Consider the following 16739-nt stretch of genomic DNA (forward strand, 5'->3'; position numbering starts at 1 on the left):
ACGACGCACAACTAAATAGTCAACCGCAAAGCAGGTTCCCCAAAATTCCGGGTTTGAGCACGGCAGGGCAATCGCCGCCCGTCGTGCATCGATACCGCTGTTATCCGTTTTTGGTTCGAGAGGGGAACCGTCATGGCTGAAGAATTTGATTTCCATCCGATGTGGGAGAGCCTCGGCATGAATCTTGCCGACCACGACATGCTGCTGGGCGCCGTGGGCCAGATGTACGGCGATATGTTCCTGACGCAGAACAACCGTCCCAAGTCCACGTCCTACCTGGATTTTGTCGCCACCAACATCCACAGCGGCCGTATTAAGGAGATGCTCGACAAGAAGGAGGCCGGCGAGGCCACCAAGATCGTCGGTTCGTTCTGCGTGTACGTGCCCGAGGAGATCGTGCTTGCCTGTGACGGCATTCCCGTTGGTCTGTGCTCGGGTGCCGACTGGGCGACGGACAAGGTCGAGGAGCACCTGCCGCGCAACACCTGTCCGCTCATCAAGAGCTTTGCCGGCTTTAAGCTGGGCGAGGTCTGCCCCTACATTGAGTCGAGTGACCTGGTGGTGGGCGAGAACACCTGCGATGGCAAGAAGAAGGCTTATGAGTTCTTTGCCACGCAAAAGAACATGTACGTCATGGATATTCCCAACGTGCACGACGAGTCGACGCTCGTGACCTGGAAGGCCGAGGTCAAGAAGCTCGCCGCCAAGATCGAGGAAGAGTGCGGCGTCACGATTACGCCTGAGCGTCTGAAGGCCGCCATCCACGCCGTCAATGAGAAGCGTCGCGCCCTGCAGCGCCTCGCTGCCACGCGCGCTGCAGACCCTGCGCCCATCAGCGGTCTCGACAGCCTGCTGACCGTTCAGGCCGCCTTTATGGACGACACGCCGCGTCTGACCGGAGCCATCAACGATATGGCGGCTGAGTGCGAGCAGCGTGTCGAGGCCGGCGAGGGCGTGGCGCCCAAGGGGACCAAGCGCATCCTGTACACCGGTACGCCCATGGCCGTGCCCAACTGGAAACTATTCAACCTCATCGAGAAGGCCGGCGGCGTTGTGGTAGGCGAGGAGTCCTGCACGGGCTCGCGCTACTACAAGGACCTGGTCGACGAGTCCGGCGAGACGGTCGACGAGATGCTCGATGCCATCGCCGAGCGCTACTTTAAGATCAACTGCGCCGTCTTTACGCCCAATGACCAGCGTATGAAGGACATTGTCCAGATGGCCAAGGACCTGCATGCCGACGGCATCGTCGACGTGGCCCTGCAGTTCTGCACGCTCTATGAGATGGAGTCGTTTGCCGTGGAGAAGGCCGCCGAGGAAGCCGGCATTCCGTTTATGCACATCACGACCGACTACGCCGGTGAGGATGCAGGCCAACTGCAAACCAGGATTGAGGCTTTCTTGGAAACCATTTAGGGCTATCCGTCCCGGCGGCTTCCCCAGGCACCCGATCTTGCCGTTCAAACCGTCGCTTGCGTACAAAAGTACGCGGCGCTCCTCCTTCACGGCGACCTCGGGCACCTGGGAAAGCTGTTTCCTTGGTTGATTAAAAGGTTTAGGAGTTATATGTCGGATAATATTGAGCAGCCGTTGCCGTCCACGTTTGAGGAGTTCAACGAGCAGCGCAAGGCGGCGTTTATTCGCGTCAAGGATTACAAGCAGGCGGGTAATCGCCTGGTCGGCTTCCTGTGCAGCTATACGCCACTCGAGATTATCGATGCCGCGGGGGCCGCGAGCGTGGCGCTGTGCGGCACGTCCGATGAGGTGATTCCCGAGGCCGAGAAGGTGCTGCCGGCAAATCTGTGTCCGCTCATCAAATCGACGTACGGCTTTGCCTACTCGCAAAAGTGCCCGTTTACGTACTTTAGCGACATGATCATCGGCGAGACTACCTGCGACGGCAAGAAGAAGATGTACGAGTTACTCAACGAGCTCAAGCGCACGCACATTCTGCACCTGCCGCAGGGTCGCGATCGCGCCTACGAGCGTGAAGGCTGGTACGAGGAATGCCGTCTGCTTAAGGAGGAGCTCGAGAACTTCTACGGTATTAATATCACCGATGACGACTTGCGCGCCGCCGTCCGTCGTCGCAATCGCCTGCGTGCTGCCCAGCTCGAGATGTTTGCGCTGCAGGCCAACCAGCCGGCGGCCATGAGCGGCGTCGATCTGATGAGCACCATGTTTGCCGGTACGTTCAGCTTTGATATCGAGGCCTATACGCAGCAACTGGAGCAAAAGGTTGCCAAGCTGCGCGAGGCCTACGACGCGGGCGAACGCCCGGTCGCGGCGGATGCCAAGCGCATTCTGATCACTGGCTGCCCGGTGGGCGGTGTGATCAACAAGATCGGCCGCACCATCGAGTCCAACGGCGGTGTGGTCGTGTGCATGGACGACTGTTCGGGCGAGCGCACGGCGGCCATGATGGTCGACCCGGACGCGCCCGACATTCTGCGCGCTATCGCCGACCGTTATCTGGATATCAACTGCTCGGTCATGACGCCCAACGACAGCCGCATGGAGAACACACTGGCCATGTGCGAGAAGTACCATGTCGATGGCGTGGTAGAGAGCGTGCTACAGGCGTGCCATACCTTTAACGTGGAGAGCTCGCGCATGCAGGAGGCCGTCGAGGGTGCGGGTATTCCGTACATGAAGATCGAGACCGACTACAGCAGCGGCGACATGGGCCAGATCGAGACCCGCATCGCCGCCTTTATCGAAACCCTCTAGCTTCCTCAGGCACCGGATCTTGCCCCTCAAACCGTCGCTTGCGTACCAAAGTACGCTGCGCTCCTCTTTCGGGGCAACCTCAGGCACCTGAGAAACCTAGAGCTAAGGCGCCTGAACGCGCCGCTGTCTTTGATGTTTAGATTGGGAGAGAGCCATGATAGGGATCGGGATCGATATCGGGTCTACGGCGGCTAAGGCTGCTGTGGTCGACGGGGAGGGTTCGGTGGCGTGGACGTGCGTGCAGCCAACCGGGTTCTCCTCGGTCGATGCTTCCGAACGGCTGCGCGAGGCGCTGGCAGCTGCCGGCTACGACGTGACGGCCGACGATGCTCGCGTGGTCGCGACCGGCTACGGCCGTGTCGCCGTGCCCTATGCGCGCAAGGTCGTGACCGAGATTACCTGCCACGGTACCGGTGCCGTGCGCCTGTTTGGTGACCATGGCACCGTGATCGATGTGGGTGGCCAGGACACCAAGGTCATCCAGCTTAAAGGCGGCCGCGTGGCCAAATTTGCCATGAACGACAAGTGCGCTGCCGGTACGGGGCGCTTTTTGGAGATCATGGCCGACCGCCTAGGCATTTCCCAGCAGCAGATGGCCGACCTGGCGCGTTCCGGCGAGCCTACCAAGATCAGCAGCATGTGCACGGTGTTTGCCGAAAGCGAGGTCATCAGCCTGATCGGTCGCGGTGAGCCGCGCGAGAACATCGCGCGTGGCGTGATCGACAGCGTGGTCTCCCGCGTGGCGACCATGGCCGGGCAAGCGGCGGGCGCTCCGTACTATCTGACCGGCGGTCTGTGCGAGAACGCCTTCGTGGTGGAGCGGTTGGGCGAGCTACTGGGGTCGCCGGTGACCACCTCGCCCCAGGCTCGCTTTGCCGGTGCCATCGGCGCGGCGATTCGCGCACAGGCGCTCAATTAATGCATCCGCCGCAGGCTCGCATTCATGCGTATACTGGGAGAAAATGATTGACCGAAGAGAGGAGGTATCGATGGCTGACGATCAGATTAAGCTCACGTCTATGACTGCCGCGAGCGGTTGAGCCGCTAAGTTGGCTCCCGGAGCCCTCGCCCAGGTCCTGGGCGACTTACCCAATGTGCATAACGACAACTTGCTCGTGGGGTTCGATACCTCCGACGACGCGAGCGTCTTCCGCGTAGGGGAGAACCTGGGGCTCGTGCAGTCCATCGACTTCTTCCCGCCGATGGTCGACGACCCGTTTCTGTTTGGCCAGATTGCCGCGGCCAACTCGCTGTCGGATATCTACGCCATGGGCGGGCGGCCGAGCCATGCCATGAACCTGCTGTGCATTCCCAGTTGCCTGGGCGTCGAGGTCGCAGGTCAGATTCTGGCGGGCGGCGCCGACAAGTGCGTCGAGGCGGGTTGCTCCATCGCGGGCGGCCACACCATCAACGACGACGAGCCCAAGTACGGTCTGTCCGTGAGCGGCTTTGTCGCGCTCGACCGCATGCTCGCCAACAGCGGCGCGCGCGTGGGCGATGCGTTGCTGCTGACCAAGGCGGTCGGCTCGGGCATCATTACCACGGCCATTAAGGGCGAGCTTATCGAGCAGGACGAGGCCGCAGCCATGTTTGACTCGATGTGCACCCTCAACGAGGCGCCGATTCGTCTGGCCGAGGGGCTCGAACTTCACGGTTGCACCGACATTACGGGCTTTGGCCTGATCGGGCATGCGTGCGAGATGGCCGAGGGCTCGGGCGTGCAGATTGAGCTTGCGTCGGGGGCGGTGCCGCTCTTTGACCAGGTGCTCGACATGGCGCGTCTGGGCATTATCCCCGCGGGCTCCTACCGCAACCAGGACTTCTTTGGCCCGCGCGTGACGGCCGACGAGGACCTTGAGCCGGGCATGTTGGATGCGCTGTACGATCCACAGACTTCAGGCGGTTTGCTTATTGCGGCGCCCGCGGCGGATGTGGATGAGCTTGCGCGCCGTTTATATGCCGAGGGGCGCGTTGCCGCCACAATCGGCCGCGTGTGCGAGCCGGTGCCGGGCGGTCCTGCTGTTCGCGTTGTGCATTAAAGAAAAACGTTTATGCGGCCGTCCGTTGTTCTGGACGGCCCCTTTTGAAAGGAATTTGCTATGTCTACCAAAATTGAAGTCAATGCCATGGGCGATGCCTGCCCGCTGCCCGTCGTCAAGACGCTCAAAGCCCTGAAGCAGCTCGATGGCGAGGGTGCCGTGGTGACCTCGGTCGACAACGAGACCGCTGTCAAGAACATCTCCAAGATGGCACAGGAGAAGGGCTGCACGGCCTCGGTCGAGAAGGTTTCTGACGCCGAGTGGCACGTGACCGTGGCGACTTCTGGCGCCGTTGCCGTGGCCAATCCCGAGCAGGATGGCGCTGCCTTCTGCGACGCCAACGCCGGCAAGGGCAAGCTCATCATTTCCGTCTACACCGACTGCATGGGCCGTGGCGACGACGAGCTGGGCCACAAGCTCATGAAGGCCTTCATCTTTGCCGTGACGCAGCAGGAGGAGCTGCCCGCGACTATGCTGTTCTACAACGGTGGTGCCAAGCTCACCGTAGAGGGTTCTCCGGTGCTCGACGACCTGAAGGGCCTGGCCGAGCAGGGTGTCGAGATTCTCACCTGCGGTACCTGCCTCGACCACTATGGCATTAAAGACCAGCTCGCGGTGGGCGAGGTCACCAACATGTACGTGATCGTGGAGAAGATGGAGCAGGCCGTGCGCGTTGTGCGCCCGTAGCGTATTGGTTGGAGTTGCCATGAGGGAGAAGCGCCCGGCGCTTGTCATCACGTTTCCCACCACGGCGGCCGCCATGGGCTGCGAGTCCCTGTGCATCGAGCGCGGCCTTCCCGGGCGAACGATTCCCGTACCCGGGGAGGTCGCTGCCGGCTGCGGTCTGGCGTGGAAGGCGTTGCCTGCCGATGAGGAACTGCTGCGCGGCGAGCTTGCCGCAGCGGGCATTCCCACCGAGGGCTATACCGTGATTGATATGTGGGAGGTCGTGCGATGATCTACCTGGATAACGCGGCGACGACCATGCACAAGCCGCAGGCGGTCATCGATGCCGTGACGCAGGCGATGTGCTCGCTCGGCAATGCCGGGCGCGGTGCCACGTCGGGTGCGCTCGATGCGGCGCGTACCATCCACGGCTGCCGCGCCAAGCTTGCGCGCCTTTTGGGTTGCCCGAGGGCGGACCATGTGTGCTTTACGCCCAACTCCACCGCGGCGCTCAACACCGTCATCAATGGTGTGGTGCGCCCCGGCGACCGCGTGGTCACGACGGTGCTCGAGCACAACTCCGTGCTGCGTCCGCTCAACCGCCTGGCGGTAGAGCAGGACGTGACCGTTGAGCATGCGGGCTGCGACGCGAACGGCGTGCTCGACTATGACGAGCTCGAGCGGTTGATCACGCCGGGCACACGTGTCGTGGTGGTGACGCACGCCTCCAATGTGACCGGCAACTCGGTCGACATTGCACGCGTAGCCGCCATGGCCCATGCGGCCGGTGCGCTCGTGATCGTCGATGCCTCGCAGTCTGCCGGCACGGCGCATATCGATATGCAAGCCATGGGGCTCGACGTGGTGTGCTTTACCGGCCACAAGGGGCTCATGGGTCCGCAGGGGACCGGCGGGCTGGCCGTGGCAGAGGGTATTGACGTGGCTCCGTGGGCCATGGGCGGCACCGGTGTACACAGCTTCGATGAGCTGCAGCCATTGGGGTGGCCCACACGCCTAGAGGCCGGTACGCTCAACGGACATGGCATCGCGGGCCTTTCCGCTGGTCTCGACTTTATCGAGGCCCAGGGTGGGGTCGAGGCGATTGCGGCGCGTGAGCGCGCGCTTGCTGAACGCTTCCTTGCCGGTGTGCGCGAAATACCCGGCATTGCGCTCTACGGTGCGTTTGACCAGCCCGTGCACTCGGCGATTGTGTCGCTCAACGTAGGCGATATCGACTCTGCCGAGATCTCGGACGCGCTCATGCAAGGGTGGGGGATTGCGACGCGCCCCGGCGCCCATTGCGCTCCGCTCATGCACCGTGCGCTAGGGACCGAGCGTCAGGGTGTCGTTCGCTTCTCGTTTGGGTATTTCAACACGGACGAGGAAGTCGACACCGCGATTGACGCTTTGCGCGATTTAGCCTGCTAGAGCGTATATACTTGCGGGACGGGTCTTATGCCCGTCCTGTTTTTGTTTCGATTCGAAAGGTGCTCTTATGGCCTCATCCGCCTCGCGTGGTCTACGCTCCGACCATGTCGTTACCGTCGGCATCGCCCTGTTCTCGATGCTCTTTGGCGCCGGCAACCTCATTATTCCGCCGCTGCTGGCGCTGCAGGCAGGTTCTGCCACGCCGGTCGCCATGCTCGGCTTTCTGATTGCAGCCATCGGCCTGCCCGTCATGGGCTTTATCGCCGTCGCGCTCGCCGGCACGGCCCGCGAGCTGGCCGGGCGCGTGCACCCCAAGTTTGGTGAGTTCTTTGTCGCGGCTGTGTATCTGGCCATCGGTCCGTGCCTGGCCATTCCGCGCACGAGCTCCACGGCGTTCGAAATGCTGGTGCCGCTGCTACCCGAGGGTGTTTCGCTCGGCACGGCACGTCTGGTGTTTGCCATCGGGTTCTTCGTCGTCGCGTTTGCGCTCACGCTGCGTCCGGGCGTCATCACGCGCGTGCTCGGTCGCATTACGGGCCCCGCGCTTATCGCGCTCATCGTGCTGGTTGTGGGTGCTGCCGTGATCTCGCCGCTGGGACCGGCCGCCGCGCCTCAGGCTCCCTACGATGCGGGCGCTGCCGTGCAAGGCTTTTTGACCGGCTATCAGACCATGGACCTGCTCGCGTCGCTCGCCTTCGGCATTATCATCGCCGAGACCATCCACGAGCTGGGTGTTACCGATGACAAGCGCGTGGCCTTCGAGATTTCGCGTTCCGGTGTGATCGCCGGCGTGCTCATGGCCGTCATCTACTGCGGCCTGGCGCTTGCCGGCATGCAGCTCGGCACGGTTATGCCCGATGCTACCAACGGCGCCGCCATCCTCGCCCGTTCGGCCTCTATGCACTTTGGTCTTGTCGGCACGGTCGTGGTCTTTGCGATCTTTTTCCTTGCCTGCATGAACGTGTGCATCGGCCTCATCAGCTGCTGCTCGCGTTACTTCTGCGAGACGTATGTGGTTAAAGGGGGAGCGGAGGCTTCCGAGGAGGCTATGCGCCGTCCCTTTGCGATTCTCGCCTTTGTGTTCGCGGCGTTTTCGTGCGTGCTCTCCAACGTGGGCCTCGACATGATCCTCATGTTCTCGGTGCCCATGCTCAACGCCTTGTATCCCGTTGCCATCGTGCTGGTACTGATGGGCCTGGTGCACGGTTTTTGCGATGCGCATCCGCAGGTGTGGGTTTGGGTCGGCGGCGTTGTCGCGGTGCAGAGCGTAATCACTTCGGTCCGCGATGCGTTCTTTGCTGGCGCGTGGCTGCCGTTCGATGCGCTGCCGTTGGCGGATATCGGTGCCGCGTGGGCGCCGGTTGCTGTGGCGGCGTTTGTGATCGGTTTGGTTCATAGCCAGTTTGTCGCACATTCGAGGAGCTAGAATATCGCCGCTTGCACAGGCGGGGAGTCTCCCCTATAATTTCCTTCGCTTTGGGACACGCAAGGTTTATGCCTTAGCTGCTCAACACCTTCGGGACGTGGCGCAGTTTGGTAGCGCGCCTGCTTTGGGAGCAGGATGTCGCAGGTTCAAATCCTGTCGTCCCGACCATATCTTGCGGGCGTAGTTCAATGGTAGAACCCCAGCCTTCCAAGCTGATGACGCGGGTTCGATTCCCGTCGCCCGCTCCATAAGATAGATGAATGGCTCTGATTCCTTTTGGAACCAGAGCCATTTTCATATACATGCCGGGGACCCGACATCCCCTCCTAAGTTGCGGTGAAATATGGACTGTTTTTTGGCTTATTTGGCCCATGTAGTCCGTATTTCACCGCAACTATTTGTAAGGTTGGATTTTGATGCCGTTGGGAGGGTCGTAGTGACCGTCTACCGAGAGTGGAAATATTTTCTGAAGCCCTGACCTGCGGCGTCAAGCTTTTGGCCAGCTTTTGGCAAGGCCTGCGGACAGAAGCATGCGATAGCGTAATGGTATTCTCTCCGCCGTGATGGTTATGGGGTTGGCCATGCTCGATAAAGGCAAACATTTTCCTCAGTCATATGCAAGGATGCTATTCTCGGTCCTTGGAATTCATCAAGATGGACAGCTGCTTATAACAATTGATCCTTGGGATGAACGCCGTGCGCGCGAGCTTATGCAGGAAGAGCTCATGCTTCGTCTTTACAACCATGTGTATGCGGATCCGGTCTATTGGAATAATCTTGGGGTTGAAGATCGCATCTTTCAGTTGGCATCCGCTATTGCGGTCGTTGAACCGGATGCTGTGTTTTGCGGATCGACGGCAGCGCTGCTCTACGGCATCGGCTCGGCGTATACGCTTCTGGATAAAGTGCAAGTGCTGCTGCCACGGTCTACAAGGCGCGATACATATGAGTTCGTTGAGTATCGTCGATGGCGCCCGGGCGAGGTATGGCGGCTCGGCCCGTTTACGCTGACAGACCCCTATCGGACGGTGGTCGATATTGCCCGCACGAGTGCATTTCGGTATGCGCTTGGTTACGTCGATGGATTGGCTCGTGAGTATGATGTCGACCGCGAGGAGCTGCGCGCGTATGCGCAGGCCAATTGCCGCGGTTTGCATGGCATTGCGCGTGCGTTTGACGTGTTCGAGTATATGGACGGAAGGTCGGATAACGGGGGAGAGTCCGAGGCGCGAGCGGCAATGATCCTTGCTGGAGTCGTTGCGCCTGAGCTTCAGGTTGAGATTGCTCGACCAGGAAATGCCGGCTATTATCTGGCAGATTATGGTTGGCGGATGCCAGATGGGTCATGGATGTTGGCAGAGCTTCATGGTTTGGGTAAGTTTGAGGACGAAACTCAAAAAGATTTGGAACATGCTGCGGCAAAAACCTATCGAGCCGCCTTATTGCGCGATGCGAACTTACGTGCCATGGGTCATAACGTCATTCATTTCAAGCTATCGGACACATATGATGTCGAAGAGTTTGGCGCTATGATGCGCGGCTACAGTATCCCAACTACAAAGCCTTTTGCGGATTCCTGATAGCAGAGACAACCGACTCCGCCGCCCAACAATAAGTTGCGGTGAAATACGGACTAAAGGCTACTCAGAGACATAAAACAGTCCGTATTTCACCGCAACTTAGGAGGGGATGGGGTTAGCTGCGGGGGCGGTGGCGGAGCTTGTCGATGGTGGAGTCGGTGCTTCGGCTGCGGGCTTCGGCGGCGCGGTCGCGGGCGTCGGCAGCGGTTTGACGCTTGCGGCGGTAGTCGATCATGCCTTGGATGATGGGCTTGCCAAAGCTCACGACATCATCGTTGTAGATGGCGGTTCGGGCTGCGAGGAGGCAGTCGGTAAAGTCCATATGCGTTTTGCCGAACAGTTTGATGGCAAGGGCGACAACGGTGGGCTCGTCGACCATGACGTCATCGAGCAGCCTTTTCATGGCCGCAGCAATCTCAACGCGGGGAACCTTATAGACGTCTCGCAGTGTGACCACGACGCGCGTGATGATTTCGGGGTAGACGCGAGCGGTGCGCGTGGCGATGACCTTGGCGGCGCGCGGTGAAAGAACTTCGTCGTCGTCAAGCAGGTAGCGCAGGATGACGGTCTCGTCGATGATGGTGCTACTCATGGATATCTACTTCCTCGGGGCCCAAAATCGAATCGTCACTTTCTGTGGCAAGGTATTCAATCCAGGCATTGCGCTCCTCGGCGCGGCGATTGGGGTCACCATATGCTTTGAGCGATTCATAGGCGGCGGTGCCGTCCTTTGAGCGCACGGCGACCGGCTGAAAGGGGAGTTTGCGCATCAAAATGCTTTGCGCGACAAATAAACGGACAGCCTCGGCGAGCGATGTGCCCATGGCGTCGTAAAGACGCTCGGCATGCTGCTTGTCTTCCTCGCGAATGCGCACCTGCAGGATGGCTCTTTTTTGAGTCGATGACATCACTGGCCCCCTTAATGAGCGTGCAATATAGTCGGTCAAATGCGGCATGTGCCGATACTTGAGCATCTTATAACGATTACTTTATTTCGCTCAAGTAAATAACCATTAACACGAATACAAGCGTAGTACATCCAAAATGAGAGCGCGTAAAAATCTCAGAGGTGTACGCATGTAATACACTCACCTTTATAGCTTCTAGAGAATAATTCCAACCTGCCAAAACCCCTGCAATACACCCGTATTGCAGGGCCTATGCTCAAGTTTGCCCCCTGCAACTGCGTATATTTAACCTGTATATCGTTGGAGGAATTCTATCGAAGTGCCTGTTTCGCCGCATGCACTCGATACGTCGATGCCGGACCACGGGCGGTCCGGGGCAACGTCGGCAGGGTCTCTCCGGCATGGGATTCAGGAGGGAGTGAACAACATGGGCAATAAACGAGTCGTGGCTGATTCTTCACGCTGCATTGGGTGCCAAACCTGTATGGCGGCGTGCATCGAGGCACACGATATTCCCGGCAACATCGCCGCACCTCGCTTGCGCGTAACGCGCACCTACGAGATCTCCGCGCCGGTGGCATGTCACCACTGCGAGGACGCTCCGTGCGCGAAGGCCTGTCCTACGGGCGCCTTGTTCTTTGATCCAAAGAACCATCGTATCGGCGTCAACGAGGACAACTGCATCGGCTGCAAGAGTTGCGTTATGGCATGCCCCTTTGGCGCCGTGAGCGTGGCGACCACGCAGGTCCCCGTCTTGATGGGTGACGTTCGCGTGGGTTCGCAGACTAAGAGCTTCGTGCTCAAGTGCGACCTGTGCGTGGACCGTCCCGGCGGTCCGGCATGTGCCGAGGCGTGCCCGACCAAGGGCCTCACCCTGGTAGACGAGGAGCGCCTGGCGGAACTGACCGCCGAGCGTGCCCGCGCCACCATCGAAAACGAGGCGTAGGCGGGCGGCTATATAGGCCCAACGATTGTCAAATACGTACCGATTAATCGGTAGCAGAGAAAGGAAGGAGTGTGTCATGGAGAAGCATAAAGTGATCTGCCCGTACTGCGGAGCCGGTTGCCAGTTTAACCTCCTGGTCCAAAACGGCCAGGTCGTGGGTACCGAACCGCTCAACGGCATCACCAATCAGGGCGAGCTGTGCCTTAAGGGCATGAGCGGCTATGACTTCATCAACGACACCAAGATCTTGACTCCTCGCGTACTGCACCCGATGATCCGCCGCACTAAGGGCGCGGATCTTGAGCGCGTAAGCTGGGACGAGGCACTGGATTTCACCGCATCTAAGATGCAGGCCATAATTGACGAATATGGTCCTAACGCTGTCATGACCACCGGCTCTTCGCGAGGCGGCGGCAATGAGGCGAACTACGTCATGCAGAAGTTTACGCGTGCGTGCATCGGCACCCACAGCGTGGACAACTGCGCCCGTACTTGACACGGCCCTACCGTCCTCGGTCTGATGGACACGGTTGGTTCAGGTTGCATGTCATGCTCCATCCCCGGTATGGAGGATGCGGGCTGCATTTTCCTCTTCGGCTATAACCCTGCCGATTCGCACCCCATCGTCGCAAGGCGTATCGTGCGAGCCAAAGAAAAGGGTTGCAAGATCATCGTCGCCGATCCGCGCCATATCGAAACCGCGCGTATCGCCGATATCTACCTTCCGATCAAGAACGGTTGCAACGTCGCGTTCCTCAACGCCTTTGCCAACTGCTTGGTCAATGATGGCCTCTATGACAAGGAATTCGTCGCCGAGCACACGAACGGCTTTGACGAGTGGTGGGAGACCATCAAGAACTACACTCCCGAATCCGTACAGGACATCACGGGTGTCGATCCCGCGCTGATCCACCAAGCTGCCGAGATGTACGCCACGGCGAAGCCTTCTGCCATCATTGGCTGGGGCATGGGCGTATGCCAGCAGAAGCAGAACCTGAAGACGGTGCACACCATCGCCTCCATCGCCTGCGTTGCCGGCCAGATCGGCAAACCCAATTCCGGCCTCGCGCCCGTGCGCGGTCAGAATAACGTTCAGGGCTCCTGCGATATGGGCATGCTGCCCAACCTGTACCCTGGCTACCAGAAAGTCACCGACCCCGCCGCTCGCGCCAAGTTTGCCAAGGCTTGGGGCGTGCCCGAGGAAAAGCTCCCACTCGAGGAGGGCTACAAGCTCACCGACCTGGGCCACCTGGTCGACGAGGGCAAGGTGCACTGCTTCTACAACTACGGCGAGGACCCGGTGCAGACCGAGCCCGATTCGGCCGGTATGCGCAAGACGCTCTCCGAGCTGGATCTGTTCATTTGCCAGGACATCTTTATGACGCAGACGACCATGCTCGCCGACGTCATCCTGCCTGCCACCTCTTGGGGCGAGCACGAGGGTGTCTTTACCGCATCCGACCGTAGCTTCCAGCACTTTGACGCGGCCGTTCCGCCCAAGGGCGAGTGCCGTCACGACTGGGAGATCTTCGCGGACCTGTCCACGCGTATGGGCTATCCCATGCACTACGACAACACCGAGCAGATCTGGAACGAGTGCATTAGCCTGTGCCCCAACTTTGTGGGCGCGACCTACGAGAAGATGGCTCCCGAGGGCGGCTACGCCCAGTGGCCCGTCAAGAGCACCGATGTGAACGACCACGGTACGCCCGACATGTTCGCTGGTGGCAAGTTCACCACCAAGGACGGCCGCGCCAACCTGATGGCGCACGACTGGGAGGCGCCCTCCGAGCTTCCCGACGATGAGTACCCGCTCATCCTGTGCACCGTCCGCGAGGTCGGCCACTACAGCTGCCGCTCGATGACCGGCAACTGCAAGACGCTGGCGCTGCTTGCCGACGAGCCCGGCTTTGTCCGCATGAATCCCGCGGACGCCGAGGCGCGCGGCATCAAGAACGGCGACATCGTCTCGATTCACAGCCGCCGCGGTCAGGTATACAGCCGCGCCGACGTGAGCGATCGTATCAACAAGGGCACGGTCTATATGACCTACCAGTGGTGGATCGGCAAGTGCAACGAGCTGACCATGCACAAGGTCGACCCGGTCTCGCATACGCCCGAGGACAAGTTCTCCGCCTGCCAGGTCGACGCTATCGCCGACCAGGTTTGGGCCGAGGGCGAGGTCGAGCGTCAGTACACCGAGCTCAAGCAGGCTCTGGTGGACGCCGCCGCTCCCCAGGACGTTGAGCCCGGCGCCGCCAAGTTCGACGATGAGACGCACGTGAACCAAATCGTGTAGTCCCGTTTTCGTTGGATTTTTGGGCCGGGCGTCCCGTACGTTCGGGAGCCCGGCCCGTTATTTTGAAAGGAAGTGGGGATGAACCGCTTCATCGACATCAACCCGGAGAGGTGCATCGGCTGCGGAACATGCCAGTCCGCCTGTGCCGACGCCCACCGGATGCAGGGTCTTCAGGATACGCCGCGTCTGGCGCTCGTGAAGACCGGCGGTATTTCGGCCGCCCTTGCCTGCCACCATTGCGAGGGTGCCCCCTGCGCCGAGGTTTGCCCGGTGAATGCCATCGAGCACGATGGCGATCGCATCCACGTCAAGGAGCAGGAGTGCATCGGGTGCAGGCTGTGCGCCATTGCGTGCCCCTTCGGAGCCATCCATCCCGATGGCACGTCTATCGCCGGTGTCGCAGGCATGTGCGACCCGACGCCTTCGTATCCTAAGTCCCTGAGCAGCCTGCTTACGTGGGCTCCTGGCCAGTACACCTGCGCTGTCAAGTGCGACCTGTGCGCCTTCGATCCGGACGGCCCGCATTGCGTGGCGGCGTGCCCCACCAAGGCGCTGACCGTCATGGGCGGCGCGGCCGATCGCGAGCTCGACGAGGCCAAGCGCCTGCGCTCGATCGAAAACGGTCCGGCCGTCGACGTTACCGCTGTGGCCCAGGGCCTGTCCGAGAAAGCAGAAGGGAGCGTAAACAATGGATAGCATGACGCTGTTTATCGCATCACTTGCCGTCTCGTGCGTCGGTGCGCTCGCCTCGGTTCTGCTGATCAAGGCCGATAACGCCGCCAAGACCGCCGGCTGCCTTATCGGCGCCGTCGCCGCGGTGCTTTCGTTTGTGGCCGGTATCCAGGCCGTGCTGGGCGATGTCACGTCGGTCGACACCATCGTGTTTTTCCCGTTTGCCCATTTCCAGCTGCTGCTCAATCAGCTGTCCGGCCTGTTCGTGGCGCTCATCTCGGTGCTTGCGTTTGCCGGTTCGATCTACGGTCTCAACTACTTTGATGAGTACCCTGGCAAAAAGGGCCGCGCTGGCTTCTTCTCTAACACCTTCGTGGCGTCCATGATGCTCGTCATCACCGCCGACAACGTGTTTTGGTTCCTGGTCGCCTTTGAGCTCATGTCGCTTACCTCGTACTTCCTGGTCGTGATCGAGGAGAACGAGAACTCCATCCATGGCGGTTGGCTCTACTTTGTGATTGCGCACGTGGGCTTTGTGCTCATCATGGCGAGCTTCCTCACCATGACCAACTTCGCCGGTGGCTCGTTTGCCTTTGCGGATTTCCGCGCTACGCAGTTTAGCCCCGCGGTCGCATCCGTGTGTTTCGTGCTCGCCTTCTTTGGCTTTGGCGCCAAGGCCGGTATCATCCCGCTTCACGGCTGGCTGCCCAAGGCACATCCCGAGGCGCCGTCCAACGTGTCGGCCCTCATGTCCGGCGGCATGATCAAGATCGGTATCTTCGGTATCCTCAAGGTGGGTCTCGACCTGCTCTCCGCCTCGGGCGTTCAGGTCTGGTGGGGCCTTATGGTCATGGTCTTCGGTGCGATCTCGTCGGTCCTCGGCGTGGCCTTCGCCCTGCAGGAGCATGACATCAAGCGCCTGCTGGCCTATCACTCCGTCGAGAACATCGGCATCATTCTGCTCGGCGTCGGCGCTTCCATGGCCGCCATGGCGCTCAACTCTGTCGGCATCGCCGTCCTGGCTCTGATGGCCGCCCTCTACCACACGTTTAACCACGCGATGTTTAAGGGCGAGCTGTTCTTGGGCGCCGGTGCGCTGCTGTACTCCACGGGTACGCGCAATATGGAGAAGATGGGCGGCCTGTTCCGTCGTATGCCGGCAACGGCCATCTGCTTCCTTATTGGCGCGCTTGCCATCTCGGCCATCCCGCCCTTCAACGGATTTGTGTCCGAGTGGTTTACCTACCAGTCGCTGTTTAACGCCGCCATGCAGGGCGACAAGGCCGTCATGATCGTGGCCGTGTTCGCTGCCGTCGCGCTCGCAATTACCGGCGCACTGGCCGTCACGTGCTTCGTCAAGGCCTATGGCGTCTCCTTTGCCTCCGCGCCCCGCTCCGAGGCCGCGGCCAATGCCAAGGAGGTTCCTGCCCCCATGGTGTTTGCACAGGGCCTGCTCGCGGCCATCTGCGTCGTGCTGGGCATTGGCGCTCCCGTGATCGCGCCCGTGCTGGTCGATGTCGCCGCGTCCGTGCTGCATCCGTACGGTGGCGTGTTTGCCGCCGAGGGCATGGAACTCATGAACCAGTACTCCGGCGCTGCCACCTCCACGCCCGCGATCGCCATTGCGCTCGTGGTGCTCGTCGTCCTTGCCTGCGGTTATCGCAAGCTCAAGACCGTCGGCAAGGTGCAGAAGTCCCAGCCGTGGGCATGCGGCTATGCTCCCAACGAGCATATGCCCGTCGTGGCTACGACCTTTGCCTCCGAGGTGTCCTGGTTTATGCAGCCGCTCTACACGCTGCGCGACCGCTGCACGGCCGTCTGCTGGTCCATCGCGCACTTCTTCCAGAAGCTCACCGGTGTGGCCGAGGCTGTGGAGCCCGTACCCGACAAGGTTCTCGTCGATGCCCCGCATAAGGGTGTCGAGAAGCTTGCCGACCTCGCGACTAAGCTCGAGGGCGGCAACTACAGCATCTATATCTGCTACATCGTCGCGGCACTCGTGGTGTTCCTCGTGCTCGCCGTGCAAATGGGTTAAGGAGGGGAGA

15 protein-coding genes and 2 tRNA genes are annotated in these 16739 nt (G+C 60.6%); 15 read left to right on the forward strand and 2 right to left on the reverse strand.

The annotated features are described in order from the left end of the window. Window positions 1-132: 132 nt before the first annotated feature. From DXB53_RS08170 to DXB53_RS08220, 11 genes are all read left to right on the forward strand, one after another. Window positions 133-1416 carry a double-cubane-cluster-containing anaerobic reductase gene (locus tag DXB53_RS08170; protein WP_117584066.1) on the forward strand — a complete coding sequence of 428 codons (1284 nt, stop codon included), beginning with the start codon at window positions 133-135 and terminating at the stop codon, window positions 1414-1416. A 150-nt stretch (window positions 1417-1566) separates the two neighbouring features. Continuing rightward, window positions 1567-2730: a double-cubane-cluster-containing anaerobic reductase gene (locus DXB53_RS08175; protein WP_117584067.1), complete on the forward strand. Its 1164-nt coding sequence runs from the start codon at window positions 1567-1569 to the stop codon at window positions 2728-2730. Between the two features lie 154 nt (window positions 2731-2884). Beyond that, on the forward strand, window positions 2885-3649 hold the full coding sequence (locus DXB53_RS08180; protein ID WP_117584068.1) for an acyl-CoA dehydratase activase: 765 nt from the start codon (window positions 2885-2887) through the stop codon (window positions 3647-3649). 70 nt (window positions 3650-3719) lie between these two features. Further along, window positions 3720-4769: a selenide, water dikinase SelD gene (gene selD / locus DXB53_RS08185; RefSeq protein WP_117584069.1), complete on the forward strand. Its 1050-nt coding sequence runs from the start codon at window positions 3720-3722 to the stop codon at window positions 4767-4769. A gap of 60 nt (window positions 4770-4829) precedes the next feature. Further along, complete coding sequence (yedF, locus tag DXB53_RS08190) at window positions 4830-5456, forward strand: sulfurtransferase-like selenium metabolism protein YedF (RefSeq protein WP_117584070.1); 627 nt, start codon at window positions 4830-4832, stop codon at window positions 5454-5456. A 19-nt stretch (window positions 5457-5475) separates the two neighbouring features. Then, window positions 5476-5727, forward strand: coding sequence for a DUF3343 domain-containing protein (locus DXB53_RS08195; protein ID WP_117584071.1), 252 nt, complete (start codon window positions 5476-5478; stop codon window positions 5725-5727). Then, entirely contained in the window at window positions 5724-6863 is a 1140-nt protein-coding gene (locus DXB53_RS08200; RefSeq protein WP_117584072.1) for an aminotransferase class V-fold PLP-dependent enzyme, read from the forward strand. Before DXB53_RS08195 ends, DXB53_RS08200 begins: the two co-directional genes overlap by 4 nt. 67 nt (window positions 6864-6930) lie before the next feature. Further along, entirely contained in the window at window positions 6931-8289 is a 1359-nt protein-coding gene (gene brnQ / locus DXB53_RS08205) for a branched-chain amino acid transport system II carrier protein (protein ID WP_117584073.1), read from the forward strand. A gap of 91 nt (window positions 8290-8380) precedes the next feature. Continuing rightward, a tRNA-Pro gene (locus DXB53_RS08210) sits at window positions 8381-8457 on the forward strand. Window positions 8458-8463: 6 nt separating this feature from the next. Next, window positions 8464-8537: transfer RNA gene (locus tag DXB53_RS08215), tRNA-Gly, on the forward strand. A gap of 333 nt (window positions 8538-8870) precedes the next feature. Then, window positions 8871-9869: a hypothetical protein gene (locus DXB53_RS08220; protein WP_117584074.1), complete on the forward strand. Its 999-nt coding sequence runs from the start codon at window positions 8871-8873 to the stop codon at window positions 9867-9869. 115 nt (window positions 9870-9984) lie between these two features. Here the strand turns inward: DXB53_RS08220 and DXB53_RS08225 are convergent, their stop codons facing one another. Together DXB53_RS08225 and DXB53_RS08230 are read right to left on the reverse strand one after the other, a co-directional pair. Further along, window positions 9985-10461, reverse strand: a complete 477-nt coding sequence (locus DXB53_RS08225) for a PIN domain-containing protein (protein ID WP_199409709.1) — start codon at window positions 10459-10461, stop codon at window positions 9985-9987. Further along, on the reverse strand, window positions 10454-10777 hold the full coding sequence (locus DXB53_RS08230) for a type II toxin-antitoxin system RelB/DinJ family antitoxin (protein WP_158556511.1): 324 nt from the start codon (window positions 10775-10777) through the stop codon (window positions 10454-10456). The genes DXB53_RS08225 and DXB53_RS08230 overlap by 8 nt, the downstream gene beginning before the upstream one ends. 427 nt (window positions 10778-11204) lie before the next feature. Between DXB53_RS08230 and DXB53_RS08235 the strand changes: the two genes are divergently transcribed. The 4 genes from DXB53_RS08235 (at window position 11205) to hyfB (ending at window position 16729) form a co-directional block, all read left to right on the forward strand. Continuing rightward, complete coding sequence (locus DXB53_RS08235) at window positions 11205-11723, forward strand: 4Fe-4S dicluster domain-containing protein (protein WP_022095206.1); 519 nt, start codon at window positions 11205-11207, stop codon at window positions 11721-11723. Between the two features lie 76 nt (window positions 11724-11799). After that, on the forward strand, window positions 11800-14022 hold the full coding sequence (gene fdhF / locus DXB53_RS10180) for a formate dehydrogenase subunit alpha (RefSeq protein WP_117584076.1): 2223 nt from the start codon (window positions 11800-11802) through the stop codon (window positions 14020-14022). Window positions 14023-14100: 78 nt separating this feature from the next. After that, window positions 14101-14718, forward strand: coding sequence for a 4Fe-4S dicluster domain-containing protein (locus DXB53_RS08245; protein WP_117584077.1), 618 nt, complete (start codon window positions 14101-14103; stop codon window positions 14716-14718). Beyond that, window positions 14711-16729: a hydrogenase 4 subunit B gene (gene hyfB / locus DXB53_RS08250; protein WP_117584078.1), complete on the forward strand. Its 2019-nt coding sequence runs from the start codon at window positions 14711-14713 to the stop codon at window positions 16727-16729. Before DXB53_RS08245 ends, hyfB begins: the two co-directional genes overlap by 8 nt. The last annotated feature ends 10 nt before the right edge of the window (window positions 16730-16739 follow it).

It is taken from the genome of Collinsella sp. OM04-5, assembly GCF_003439125.1.
Taxonomy (GTDB): Bacteria; Actinomycetota; Coriobacteriia; order Coriobacteriales; family Coriobacteriaceae; genus Collinsella.

Excerpts from the sequence above, each read along its gene's own strand:
- DXB53_RS08235 (WP_022095206.1), top strand. The coding sequence starts at position 11,205 with ATGGGCAATAAACGAGTCGTGGCTGATTCTTCACGCTGCATTGGGTGC.
- DXB53_RS08175 (WP_117584067.1), top strand. The coding sequence starts at position 1,567 with ATGTCGGATAATATTGAGCAGCCGTTGCCGTCCACGTTTGAGGAGTTC.
- DXB53_RS08230 (WP_158556511.1), bottom strand. The coding sequence starts at position 10,777 with ATGTCATCGACTCAAAAAAGAGCCATCCTGCAGGTGCGCATTCGCGAG.
- DXB53_RS08200 (WP_117584072.1), top strand. The coding sequence starts at position 5,724 with ATGATCTACCTGGATAACGCGGCGACGACCATGCACAAGCCGCAGGCG.
- brnQ (WP_117584073.1), top strand. The coding sequence starts at position 6,931 with ATGGCCTCATCCGCCTCGCGTGGTCTACGCTCCGACCATGTCGTTACC.
- yedF (WP_117584070.1), top strand. The coding sequence starts at position 4,830 with ATGTCTACCAAAATTGAAGTCAATGCCATGGGCGATGCCTGCCCGCTG.
- DXB53_RS08170 (WP_117584066.1), top strand. The coding sequence starts at position 133 with ATGGCTGAAGAATTTGATTTCCATCCGATGTGGGAGAGCCTCGGCATG.
- DXB53_RS08180 (WP_117584068.1), top strand. The coding sequence starts at position 2,885 with ATGATAGGGATCGGGATCGATATCGGGTCTACGGCGGCTAAGGCTGCT.
- DXB53_RS08245 (WP_117584077.1), top strand. The coding sequence starts at position 14,101 with ATGAACCGCTTCATCGACATCAACCCGGAGAGGTGCATCGGCTGCGGA.
- DXB53_RS08225 (WP_199409709.1), bottom strand. The coding sequence starts at position 10,461 with ATGAGTAGCACCATCATCGACGAGACCGTCATCCTGCGCTACCTGCTT.
- DXB53_RS08195 (WP_117584071.1), top strand. The coding sequence starts at position 5,476 with ATGAGGGAGAAGCGCCCGGCGCTTGTCATCACGTTTCCCACCACGGCG.
- DXB53_RS08220 (WP_117584074.1), top strand. The coding sequence starts at position 8,871 with ATGCTCGATAAAGGCAAACATTTTCCTCAGTCATATGCAAGGATGCTA.
- hyfB (WP_117584078.1), top strand. The coding sequence starts at position 14,711 with ATGGATAGCATGACGCTGTTTATCGCATCACTTGCCGTCTCGTGCGTC.